Here is an 8,149-nt window from a genome sequence, read left to right as displayed (position 1 = left end):
GTGCCCGGCGCGTTTGGGAAGTACCTGAATAGGGAAATTTTCAGGGAATTTTCACCGGCACCCCGGGGATGCGGCGGAAAGCCACGCCGGCATTGGCGCAAGCGGCTTCCACGCGGTCGATACCGTCGCCGCCAGCACGCGCTGCATATAGATAGACGACGCGCGCTCCATCGCCGGCATGCATGACCGCCAGGCGCGCAGCCTCGTCGGCCGACCCTGCAGCCACCCGGCTGGCGTCGCGCCGCGCCGGCTCCAGCGCTTCCGGCCGCACCTCCGGGTCGACCAGGATCAGGTCCGCCTCGTTGAGCGCCCTCAGCGCACGCAAGGTGAGCAGGTCGGGCTCGACCGCGGCGATGGCGGACACGCTGCCCCGCACGTCGCCGCGGGCAGCGGCCGCGTCCAGTTCCCCGAGGAAGGCGGCTTCCAGGGCCTGCGGGTCCGCGGCCACCGGATCCAGGCGCCCATCGAGGATGCGCTCGAACCAGCGCCGGCGCAGGGCCAGGTCCGGCAGCGCTTCGCGGATGCGTTCGCGATGCCGCGCGAACAGGCCGGCCAGCGTGCCAATGGCCGGATCCAGCAGGGTTTCCAGGCGCTCGCGGATGCGCCGGGCCAGCATCGGCGCCGCGCCCGCGGAGGAGATCGCGACCACCAGCGGCGAGCGGTCCACCACCGCCGGCACCTGGTAGGTGGACAGGACGGCATCGTCGACCACGTTGACCAGGCGCCGGCGGCGCCCGGCTTCCGCGGCAAGGGCGGCGTTGAAGGCGTGGTCGTCGGTGGCGGCGACCACCAGCCACACCGCGTCCAGCCAGGCCGGGTCGAACTCCCCGTGCAGGCAGGCGATGCGGCCGGCGTCCACCGCGGCCTGGATGTCAGGGTGGTCGATGCTGCGGGTATGCAGGTGCACCTCGGCGCCGGCGCGCAGCAGCGCGGCGATCTTGCGCGCGGCCACTTCGCCTCCGCCGACCACCAGCACCTCGCGCCCGGCCAGATCGGCAAACAGCGGGTACAGCCCCATCCGGTCTTCTCCCTGACGGCCTTGGCGCATCCTCGCCTGCGGGCCGGGCCCTGTCGACGGTGGCGCGCGATCAGCCCGCGGCCAGGAACGGGCCCAGCACCGCGGCCACGGCTTCGGGCTGGTCCATGTGCAGGTGGTGGCCGCCCTCCAGCACGGTGACCGCGGCCCCGGGCACCTCGGCCAGGCGCTGCGCGCGCACGTCTTCCGGGAAGTACGGCTGGGCGCGGCGGGCATGCAGCAGGTGCAGCGGGCATTCCAGCGCGCGCAGCAGGGCGCGCACCTGGCCTTCGGTCATGCGGTTGGCGCCGGGCAAGGTCAGGCGCGGGTCGCTGCTCCACACGTATCCGCCGTCGACCGCGCGGGTGCCGCGTTCCACCAGCAGGCGCGCGGCGTGTTCCTGCATCGGGCTGGCCTGCAGGCGGGCGCGTACCGCCAGCTCCAGGTCCGGGAACACGCGCAGCGACCTGCCGCGGCGGGCACGCGCGGCGGACACCGCCTGCTGCAGGCGCGCCGGCGCGGCGTCCTCGTCCTCGGCCAGCGGGCCGAGGTTCTCGACCAGGGCCAGGCGGGCCACGCGCTGCGGCTGGGCCACCGCGGCCATCGCCGCCACCGCCGCGCCCATGGAATGGCCCAGGATCGCGAAGCGCTCCCAGCCGAGGGCATCGGCCGCGTCCAGCAGCGCGTGCACGTAGGCGACCATCACGTACTCGGCCCCCGGCGCCAGGTGCGCGCTGCGGCCGTGGCCGGGGAAGTCGAGCAGCAGCAGGTCCAGCGGCGGCAGGTGCGGCAGCAGCGGCAGGAAGCTGGCAGCGTTGTCCAGCCAGCCGTGCAGGGCGATTACCTTCGGCGCGCCGGGGCGTTCGACGCGCAGCGCCGCCAGCTCGCCGCAGCTGCCCGGCAGCACGACCTCGGCCGGGGTCATTCCACCGTGCCGGCCGCGTGGCGGGCCAGCCGCGCCAGGGCCGCGGCGTGTTCCGGCGCGTCGTTGAGGCAGGGGATGTAGCGCAGCTGGCCGCCCTTCGACCTGAAGTGCTCGGCCAGGCCCAGGGCCACTTCCTCCAAGGTCTCGATGCAGTCCACCGCGAAGCCCGGGCAGACCACGTCGACCTCGCGCACGCCGGCCGCGACCAGGCGGTCCAGTTCGGCCTGGGTGGAGGGCTCCAGCCAGCGCTCGCGGCCAAAGCGCGACTGGTAGCCGATGGACCACTGCCCGGGCTGGAGGCCGGCGGCGGCGGCGATGGCCTCGGCGCTGGCGGTGCAGCGCTGCGGATAGGGATCGCCGGCATCGGCCACCCGCTGCGGCAGGCCGTGGAAGGAGAACAGCAGGTGGCGCCCTTCGCCGCCCCGCGCCCGGTGGGCGCGGATGCTGGCGGCCACGGCCTCGACCCAGGCCGCGTCGGTCGAATAGTCCTCGACCAGGGTCACGTCCATGTCCTGGGTCTCGGCGGCAACCACGTCGGCCACCGAGGCGGTGGTGGTGGTCGAGTACTGCGGGTACAGCGGCAGCACCACCAGGCGGCGCACGCCCTGCCTGCGCAGGTCGCGCAGCAGCTGGCGCAGGGCCGGCTCGCCGTAGCGCATCGCCGGCAGCACACGCCACTCGGGGATCGCCTCCTGCATGCGCGCGGCCAGGCGGCGGGTGTAGACCAGCAGCGGCGAGCCTTCCGGCAGCCAGATCTTGGCGTAGTTGGCGGCCGAACGCGGCCCGCGCAGCGGCAGGATCAGGCCATGCAGCAGCGGCTTCCACAGGATCGCGGGGATCGACACCACCCGCGGGTCGCCGAGGAACTCGGCCAGGTAGCGGCGCACGGCCGGCGCGGTCGGCGCCTCCGGCGTCCCCAGGTTGACCACGAGCAGCGTGGTGGCGGCGGCGTTGTTCATGGCGTCGTATTCTGACAGACGCGCGCCGGCCCGGCCCGGGACGCCGCGCGGGGGCAGCGCGCCTCAGGCGCGATTCATTGCCGCAAACCTAAGTTCCGGGCGAACCGTGGCCGCCGGCCACCCTCGCGGAGTCCAACGATGTCGCAACTGAGCAAGTTCCTGCTTCCCGTCCTGTTGCTGGTGGCCGCTCCGGCCATCGCCGGCCCGGAGGAGGACGCGCGGGCGCGCGAGGCGGTGCGGGTGCTGGAGGAGATCCAGAAGATCCCGGAGCAGGCGATCCCGGACAAGCTGCTGGACGAGGCCAAGGCGATCGTGGTCATCCCGGACGCGATCAAGGCCGGCCTGGTGATCGGCGGGCGCCGCGGCCACGGCCTGATGTCGGTCAAGACCGCCGACGGTACCTGGTCCAACCCGGTGTTCGTGACCCTGACCGGCGGCAGCATCGGCTTCCAGGCCGGCGTGCAGTCCTCGGACATCGTGCTGGTGTTCCGCAACGACCGCAGCCTCGACAACGTGGTCAACGGCAAGTTCACCCTCGGCGCCGACGCCGCCGTGGCGGCCGGCCCGGTGGGCCGCAATGCCGCCGCGGCCACCGACGGCCAGCTCAAGGCCGAGATCTGGTCCTGGTCGCGCGCCCGCGGCCTGTTCGCCGGCGTGGCCCTGGACGGCGCGGTGCTGCGCATCGACAGCAACGCCCAGGCCGTGGTCTACGGGTCGACGACCACGCCGCGCATGGTGTTCGAGGACCGCGCCCAGGCTGCCCCCAGCAACGCCATCGTGGCCTTCCGCGACCAGCTGGAGGAAGCCACCCATGCCGCGCGCGTGACCCGCGGCACCGCGGCCCCGGCCGCCGCCCCGGTCGGCCGGGTGACCATCCCCAACCAGCAGCCGCAGGCGCAGACCCAGGGCCTGCAGACCCTGCCGGCGCCGCCGCCGGCCGGCCCGGCGCCGACCCAGGGCTTCGAGCCGGTGGACGATGGCGTGCGCAGCGAGCCGCTGCCGTACTGACCGGGATTGCTGAACCGTCCAGCGGAACGGCCCGGTTCCGCTGGGCCTGCGCTATGCTGTCAGACCGTTGATTTGACTATGTGAGCAGCCATGGGCGCTTGGGGCATCGGGCATTGGATCGTCGTGCTGGTCGTGGTGCTGCTGGTATTCGGCACCAAACGGCTGCGCGGTGCCGGCAAGGACATCGGCGAGGCGGTGAGGGGCTTCAGGGAAGGGATGCGCGAGCCGGAGAAGCCGGCCGGCCAGCTCGGCGACGAGCGGACCGACGCATCGAAGACCGAAGCCGAGCGCGACCGCGCGCAGCATTGATCCCGCGTCGGCGTACGCGGAATGTTCGACATCGGTTTTGGCGAACTGCTGCTGATCGCGGTGGTCGCTCTCGTCGTGCTTGGCCCGGAGCGGCTGCCGAAGGCGGCCCGCTTCGCCGGGCTGTGGGTGCGCCGCGCCCGCGCGCAGTGGTACTCGGTGCGCGCCGAGCTGGAGCGCGAGCTGGCCGCCGAGGAACTCAAGCGCAGCCTGCGCGAGACCCAGGATTCGCTGCGCCAGGCCGAAGCCACCCTGCGCCAGGAAGCCGAAGCCGCGCGCAGCGGCCTGGATGGTCTGCGCCAGCAGGTCGAGGCGGACCTGCGCCCGCCGGAACCGGCCGGGGAAGCCCCCCAGCCCGCAGCCGACCCGGAAGCGCCGCTGCCCGCACCCGGGTCGCATACCGAACCCGCCCCGCCCGCCGATCCCGCCGAGGAGCGCGATGGACCCCGCCACTCCTGAGACGGACAGCGAAAGCCCGCTGATGGAGCACCTGCTGGAGCTGCGCGCGCGGATCATGCGCGCGCTGGCCGGCCTGGTGGTGCTGCTGCTGGCGCTGCTGCCGTTCGCCAACCGGCTCTACGCCTGGCTGGCTGCCCCGCTGCTGCAGAAGCTGCCCGAAGGCGGCCAGCTGATCGCGGTGGAGGTGGCCTCGCCGTTCTTCGCCCCGCTGAAGCTGGCGTTCTTCGCCGCCGTGCTCGGCAGCGCGCCGTGGCTGCTGTACCAAGCCTGGGCCTTCGTCGCCCCGGGCCTGTACCGGCGCGAGAAGCGCCTGGCGCTGCCGCTGCTGGTGTCCTCGGTGCTGCTGTTCTATGCCGGCTGCGCGTTCGCGTTCTTCGTGGTGCTGCCGTCGGTGTTCGGCTTCCTGGCCGCGGTCAAGCCCGAGGGCGTGGCGATGATGACCGACATCAGCGCCTACCTGGACTTCGTGCTGGTGATCTTCCTGGCCTTCGGCGCCAGCTTCGAGCTGCCGGTGGCGCTGGTGATCCTGGTGCTGCTGGGCTGGGTCACCCCGGACCAGCTGCGTGCCGGGCGCGGCTACGCGATCGTCGGCATCTTCATCCTGGCGGCGGTGATCACCCCGCCGGACGTGGTCTCGCAGCTGCTGCTGGCGGTGCCGATGTGCCTGCTGTACGAGGCCGGGATCTGGGCGGCCCGGCTGCTGGGCCGCGGCGAGGACGGGGAAGCGGACCAGGCCTGAGCCGCGCTCAGGCCTCCAGCCGGCCGGACGCGGCCGCGCCGGGCACCGGTGGCGGCGCGGCATGGCCGAACAGCTGGCCCCAGGCCACCAGCACCGCGCCGGCCAGCAGCGGCATCACCACCGCCATCAGCAGCACCTGCGCCACCAGCGCCCCGAACAGCGGGCCGGCCAGGGCCTGGGCCAGCAGCGCCAGCAGCATCACCGCGAAGTAGACCGCGAACAGGGCGACCACGGCCAGCAGGAAGAACACCGCCAGCGCCGGCAGGTTGTGCAGGCTGGCGCGCAGGCTGTCGCCCATCGCGGCCAGGCCGGGGCGGCCGTCGAACACGATCCGCGGCACCGAGACGAACACCGTCATCGCCACCACCACGGCCAGGCCCAGCCCCAGCAGCAGCCACAGCAGGATCCGCCCGGCCGGGAGGTCGGCGATCATCTCCTGCACCTGCTCCGGGCTCGGCTGCACGCCGGAGGCGGCCATCGCGTTGAGCTCCTCGCTGACCGCGCTCAGCCGCTGCAGCTGCTCCGGGCCGACCAGGACCAGCAGCAGGATGCCCAGCAGCAGGCCCGCCACCACCTGCGGCAGCAGGGTCGCCAGCAGCCCGGGCAGGTGCCCGTCACGCACGCCCTGGCCCAGGTGCGAAGGCAGCGCCGGGCGGCCCTGCTGGACCTCGCGCACCGCCCATACCAGGCCGGCAAACAGCAGCGGACCGGCGATCGCGACCAGCAGCTGCACCAGCGCGCCCAGCGCCGGCACGGTGGCGGCCACCGCCAGCACCAGGGTGCCCAACAGTCCCCACAGTGCGCCCAGCGAACCCAGCGCCAGGGGCGCCTGGCGCAGCAGGGCGAAACCGCCCAGCAGCCATTCCGCGCCGGCCGAAGCCGGCAGCCTGCGAATCGTGTCCATTCCTGTTCCGTGTGCGTCGCCGCCGGGGGTCGGCGCGTCTGCGGGCAATTATCCGCGATCGGCGCCGCGGGCGTGGGTACCTGCGCCGTGCTGGCCGCGGGCATGCTTCACGAATCGCCGCAGCAACCGCCGCGCCTGCGGCGCCGCGCTGACCTCGCGCGCCACCGTGCGCGGGCAGCGGCCGTGGTTGCGCAGGCACTCGGCGCGGGCGTGGACGTAGCCGCGCATGTGGTGGGTGGCGAACTCGGGGTGGAACTGCACGCCCCAGGCGCCCTGCCCCCAGCGGAAGGCGTGGCAGGCGTCCTGTTCGGAGCGGGCCAGCACCGCCGCACCCTCCGGCGGCCGGATCACGGTCTGCAGGTGGGTGGCGTGGGCGGCGAAGCGCGGCGGCATGCCGGCGAACAGCGGGTCCTCGAACGCCGGCGGGTGCAGGTCGATGAACACCGTGCCCGATTCGCGCCCGGCCGGGTTGTAGTCCACCTCACCGCCCAGGGCGTGGGCCAGCAGCTGGTGGCCGTAGCAGATGCCCAGCAGCGGCGTGCCCTCCTGCACCACCTCGCGGATCCAGCCGGCGGTGCGCTCGCTCCACGGGGCGCGATCGGTCACGAACGCCGCCGAACCGGTCACGATCACCCCGGCCAGGCCGTGCGGCTCCGGCAGCGGCTCGCCGCGCTCGGCGTTGACCTCGGTCACGTCCCGGGCCGCCAGGCCGGCCGCCACCCGGATCCAGTGCGGGAAGCGCCCATAGCGCTTGAGGCTGCCCACGGGCTGGCCGGTTTCCACGATCAGGAAGGGCGCGCGGTCGGTCACGGCAGGATCCGGGGGGTCCGGGGCGGCGGAAACCCGTACGGGACGGGGCTTGGGCCTATACTAGCCCGCTTTTCCGCAGCGCAATAAATGCCGATGACTGGTCCGACCTTCCAGGGATTGATCCAGGCCCTCAATGCCTACTGGGCCGAACAGGGTTGCGTGCTGATCCAGCCGCTGGACCTCGAGGTCGGCGCCGGCACCTTCCACCCGGCCACCTTCCTGCGCGCCCTCGGCCCGGAGCCGTGGAACGCCGCCTACGTGCAGCCTTCGCGCCGTCCGACCGACGGCCGCTATGGCGAGAACCCCAACCGCCTGCAGCGCTACTACCAGTACCAGGTGGTGATGAAGCCCAACCCCGACAACATCCAGGAGCTGTACCTGGGCTCGCTGGAGGCGCTGGGCATCGACCCGAAGGTGCATGACCTGCGCTTCGTCGAGGACAACTGGGAATCGCCGACCCTCGGCGCCTGGGGCCTGGGCTGGGAGGTGTGGCTCAACGGCATGGAGGTGACCCAGTTCACCTACTTCCAGCAGGCCGGCGGCCTGGAGTGCCGCCCGGTGCTGGGCGAGATCACCTACGGCCTCGAACGGCTGTGCATGTACCTGCAGAACGTGGACAACGTCTACGACCTGGTCTGGACCATCGGCCCGCAGGGCCCGGTGACCTACGGCGACGTGTACCACCAGAACGAAGTCGAGCAGAGCGCGTACAACTTCGAGCACGCCGACGTGGCCGAGATGTTCCACCGCTTCGACGCCTGCGAGCGCGAGGCGCTGAAGCTGGTCGAGGCGCAGCTGCCGCTGCCGGCCTACGAGCAGGTGTGCAAGGCCAGCCACACCTTCAACCTGCTGGACGCGCGCCGCGCCATCTCGGTGACCGAGCGCCAGCGCTACATCCTGCGCGTGCGCACCCTGGCCCAGGCCGTGGCCCAGGCCTACTACGCCCAGCGCGAGAAGCTCGGCTTCCCGGGACTGAAGAACGGCGCGTGACCGCGCCCCCTTCCCGGCCGCCGCATCCACCACA

Annotated in this window: 10 protein-coding genes; 5 read left to right on the top strand and 5 right to left on the bottom strand. The window is 73.0% G+C overall.

Going from position 1 to position 8,149, the window contains the following annotated elements:
- Positions 1-40: 40 nt before the first annotated feature.
- The 3 genes from EIM47_RS06895 to hemH all read right to left on the bottom strand — a co-directional run bounded on the left by EIM47_RS06895 (position 41) and on the right by hemH (position 2,899).
- Positions 41-1,018: an NAD(P)-dependent oxidoreductase gene (locus tag EIM47_RS06895; RefSeq protein ID WP_125076518.1), complete on the bottom strand. Its 978-nt coding sequence runs from the start codon at positions 1,016-1,018 to the stop codon at positions 41-43.
- 70 nt (positions 1,019-1,088) lie between these two features.
- A complete protein-coding gene (locus EIM47_RS06890) occupies positions 1,089-1,940 on the bottom strand; it encodes an alpha/beta hydrolase (RefSeq protein ID WP_125076504.1) in 852 nt (283 codons plus the stop codon).
- Positions 1,937-2,899: a ferrochelatase gene (gene hemH, locus EIM47_RS06885; protein ID WP_125076503.1), complete on the bottom strand. Its 963-nt coding sequence runs from the start codon at positions 2,897-2,899 to the stop codon at positions 1,937-1,939. The genes EIM47_RS06890 and hemH overlap by 4 nt, the downstream gene beginning before the upstream one ends.
- 138 nt (positions 2,900-3,037) lie before the next feature.
- Between hemH and EIM47_RS06880 the strand changes: the two genes are divergently transcribed.
- The 4 genes from EIM47_RS06880 to tatC all read left to right on the top strand — a co-directional run bounded on the left by EIM47_RS06880 (position 3,038) and on the right by tatC (position 5,411).
- The gene (locus tag EIM47_RS06880) at positions 3,038-3,907 is read left to right on the top strand and encodes a lipid-binding SYLF domain-containing protein (RefSeq protein ID WP_028915738.1); all 870 of its coding nucleotides are present in this window, start codon (positions 3,038-3,040) and stop codon (positions 3,905-3,907) included.
- A gap of 90 nt (positions 3,908-3,997) precedes the next feature.
- Entirely contained in the window at positions 3,998-4,216 is a 219-nt protein-coding gene (tatA, locus tag EIM47_RS06875; RefSeq protein ID WP_019399974.1) for a twin-arginine translocase TatA/TatE family subunit, read from the top strand.
- Between the two features lie 21 nt (positions 4,217-4,237).
- The gene (gene tatB / locus EIM47_RS06870) at positions 4,238-4,672 is read left to right on the top strand and encodes a Sec-independent protein translocase protein TatB (protein WP_019399975.1); all 435 of its coding nucleotides are present in this window, start codon (positions 4,238-4,240) and stop codon (positions 4,670-4,672) included.
- A complete protein-coding gene (gene tatC / locus EIM47_RS06865) occupies positions 4,653-5,411 on the top strand; it encodes a twin-arginine translocase subunit TatC (RefSeq protein ID WP_019399976.1) in 759 nt (252 codons plus the stop codon). Before tatB ends, tatC begins: the two co-directional genes overlap by 20 nt.
- Before the next feature lie 7 nt (positions 5,412-5,418).
- Here tatC and EIM47_RS06860 read toward each other — a convergent pair whose 3' ends face one another.
- Both EIM47_RS06860 and EIM47_RS06855 read right to left on the bottom strand, forming a co-directional pair.
- Positions 5,419-6,315 carry a BPSS1780 family membrane protein gene (locus EIM47_RS06860; RefSeq protein ID WP_019399977.1) on the bottom strand — a complete coding sequence of 299 codons (897 nt, stop codon included), beginning with the start codon at positions 6,313-6,315 and terminating at the stop codon, positions 5,419-5,421.
- Positions 6,316-6,363: 48 nt separating this feature from the next.
- The gene (locus tag EIM47_RS06855) at positions 6,364-7,125 is read right to left on the bottom strand and encodes a glutamine amidotransferase (RefSeq protein ID WP_125076502.1); all 762 of its coding nucleotides are present in this window, start codon (positions 7,123-7,125) and stop codon (positions 6,364-6,366) included.
- A gap of 87 nt (positions 7,126-7,212) precedes the next feature.
- On the opposite strand from EIM47_RS06855, the gene glyQ reads away from it, so the two are divergent.
- Complete coding sequence (gene glyQ / locus EIM47_RS06850; protein ID WP_028915740.1) at positions 7,213-8,115, top strand: glycine--tRNA ligase subunit alpha; 903 nt, start codon at positions 7,213-7,215, stop codon at positions 8,113-8,115.
- The last annotated feature ends 34 nt before the right edge of the window (positions 8,116-8,149 follow it).

This window comes from Pseudoxanthomonas sp. SGT-18 (assembly GCF_003931645.1).
Classification (GTDB): domain Bacteria; phylum Pseudomonadota; class Gammaproteobacteria; order Xanthomonadales; family Xanthomonadaceae; genus Pseudoxanthomonas.
The sequence above is the reverse complement of the archived record's forward strand: the minus strand, read 5'-3'. Positions and strand labels throughout refer to the sequence as shown.

Excerpts from the sequence above, each read along its gene's own strand:
- EIM47_RS06895 (WP_125076518.1), bottom strand. The coding sequence starts at position 1,018 with ATGGGGCTGTACCCGCTGTTTGCCGATCTGGCCGGGCGCGAGGTGCTG.
- EIM47_RS06890 (WP_125076504.1), bottom strand. The coding sequence starts at position 1,940 with ATGACCCCGGCCGAGGTCGTGCTGCCGGGCAGCTGCGGCGAGCTGGCG.
- hemH (WP_125076503.1), bottom strand. The coding sequence starts at position 2,899 with ATGAACAACGCCGCCGCCACCACGCTGCTCGTGGTCAACCTGGGGACG.
- EIM47_RS06880 (WP_028915738.1), top strand. The coding sequence starts at position 3,038 with ATGTCGCAACTGAGCAAGTTCCTGCTTCCCGTCCTGTTGCTGGTGGCC.
- tatA (WP_019399974.1), top strand. The coding sequence starts at position 3,998 with ATGGGCGCTTGGGGCATCGGGCATTGGATCGTCGTGCTGGTCGTGGTG.
- tatB (WP_019399975.1), top strand. The coding sequence starts at position 4,238 with ATGTTCGACATCGGTTTTGGCGAACTGCTGCTGATCGCGGTGGTCGCT.
- tatC (WP_019399976.1), top strand. The coding sequence starts at position 4,653 with ATGGACCCCGCCACTCCTGAGACGGACAGCGAAAGCCCGCTGATGGAG.
- EIM47_RS06860 (WP_019399977.1), bottom strand. The coding sequence starts at position 6,315 with ATGGACACGATTCGCAGGCTGCCGGCTTCGGCCGGCGCGGAATGGCTG.
- glyQ (WP_028915740.1), top strand. The coding sequence starts at position 7,213 with ATGCCGATGACTGGTCCGACCTTCCAGGGATTGATCCAGGCCCTCAAT.